This window comes from Streptomyces sp. NPDC059900, assembly GCF_050270335.1.
Taxonomy (GTDB): Bacteria; Actinomycetota; Actinomycetes; order Streptomycetales; family Streptomycetaceae; genus Streptomyces.
In genome coordinates, this window is the sequence record NZ_JBNNJZ010000970.1 from 1 (window position 1) to 1,921 (window position 1,921).

Sequence of the window (1,921 nt, forward strand, 5' to 3'; positions counted from 1 at the left end):
AATACAAACACTAACCCCGCACGGGCGGGGTGATAATTAGACAGCGCATCAGCAGCGCGCGTCGCTGCCGGTCGCTGATCCTGGGACGGGTCTTGGTCATGGCGAACGCAGCTTACGGCCCGCCGCCGGCGCAGGCGGGCGGGCAGCGGGCCGCAGCGCGGAGTCACGCACCGCGCTGGTCGCGGAGTGTTCTGAAGAAGGCGCGGATGTCGTCGACGAACAGGTCGGGGACCTCGAACGCCGGGAAGTGTCCCCCTTCGGTGTGCTCCCGGAAGAAGACGCCGCTGTCCTCGGCGGGGCCCAGGACCTTGCGCACGACGGGGTCGCTGTAGAACAGCGAGGAGGCCATCGGCACGCTCGAAGGGCCGCCCCAGCCGGGATTGTCGGCGTGGGCCAGCTCCCAGTAGAAGTCGCCGGCCGCGGGCCCGGTCCTGGTGAACCAGTACAGGCTCGCGGTGATCAGGACGTTCTCACGGCTGATCGGTGTGGCGGGGTTGGCCCACTGCACGAACTTCTCGGCGATCCAGGCCAGTTGCAGGATCGGCGAATCCGTGAGTCCCACGGACAGGGCGTTGGGCGCGGTCGAGTGCAGCACCCGGTAGCCGTTCATCAGCGACCACCTGTGCTGCGCCGCCTCGACCTCGGCTTGCTCCTGCGGACTCAGACCCTCCGGGAGAGGGAGGTCGTCGCCGGCCATGCCGAGCTGAAGCCGGTCGCCATGCGTGTGCGCGCCTATCACTCGCTCGGGCATAAGCATCGCCACCCGGCCGGTCACGCCTGCCCCCAGGTCACCGCCCTCGACCCCGAAGCGCTCGTAGCCGAGGCGGGTCATCAGTTCCCCGTACGCCAGGGCGGTGCGCTCGAGGTTCCAGCCGCGCGCTGACAGCGGACTGGAGAAGACGAAGCCGGGCAGCGAGGGGATGACGACGTGGAACGCGTCGGCTGGGTCCCCGCCGTGCGCACGCGGGTCGGTCAGCGGACCGCTCGCCTCCAGGAACTCGACGAACGAGGTCGGGTAGCTGTGGTTCAGGAGCAGTGGCGTGGCGTCCGGCTCCGGCGAACGGATGTGCAGGAAGTGAAGGGTCTGCCCGTCGATCTCCGTCACGAAGTGCGGGTACGCGTTCAGCGCGGTCTCGTGTGCCCGCCAGTCGAACCCGTCCGCCCAGTGGGCGGCCAGCTCGTGGAGGTAGGCCGGCGGAATGCCGTGGTCCCACTCCGACTCGGCGCCGGGCACCGGGTACGGAGACCTGGTGCGGGCCAGACGGTCGTGCAGGTCGTCGAGATCTGCCTGCGAAATATCGATCCGGAACGGGCGGATGTCAGCGCACATGAAACCAACATATGGGGATTTTTGTGGCACCGCCTGAGTAGGCACTCCAACGCCTGGCAGTGAACGGTGCGGTCCTGGCCACAGCGGGCGAGCCCCACCCCTCCAGCATCGTCTCGAAGACGACGTGCTTGGGGCGCAGCAGAGATACCGCTGGGCTAACACCAACCGCTCGGGAGTATGGACCCGCGACCTGGGCTATTCGCTCCTGCGGTGCGCTCGTCGAGCGACCTCTGCCGCGTAACCGGGGCGGGTGTTTCCCGCCTCTTGGGACCAGGCCGTGGCGGTCTGGATGTGGATGCCCAGAAGTCTGCTGAGGACGGTCGCGGGGAGTTGTCCGGCGAGGTCCATGAGTGCGGTTCCGCGGCCTGCTCGTGTGGGAAGGCCGATGGCGTTGAGGCGGGTGATCAGGTGTGCGGGGTTCATGGGGCGGCCGGGACGGCCGCCGGGGAAGAGCCAAGGGCTGGCGTCGGTGTGGCCGACTGTCGCGTGGCCTTGCCTGGTGCGTACGAGTTCGCGGATCAGGTTGCCCAGGGGCTCGGGGATATCGAGTGGGCGTGTGCCGAGCTGAAGGCGTATTCCCTTGTCTGTCTC

At 68.2% G+C, this 1,921-nt stretch carries 1 protein-coding gene and 1 pseudogene; both read right to left on the reverse strand.

The features are described 5' to 3' along the window. Positions 1-163: 163 nt before the first annotated feature. Complete coding sequence (locus tag ACQKIP_RS46290; protein WP_365866468.1) at positions 164-1,330, reverse strand: epoxide hydrolase family protein; 1,167 nt, start codon at positions 1,328-1,330, stop codon at positions 164-166. A 195-nt stretch (positions 1,331-1,525) separates the two neighbouring features. After that, positions 1,526-1,921 (reverse strand): annotated as a pseudogene (locus ACQKIP_RS46295) (site-specific integrase); the annotation flags it as partial.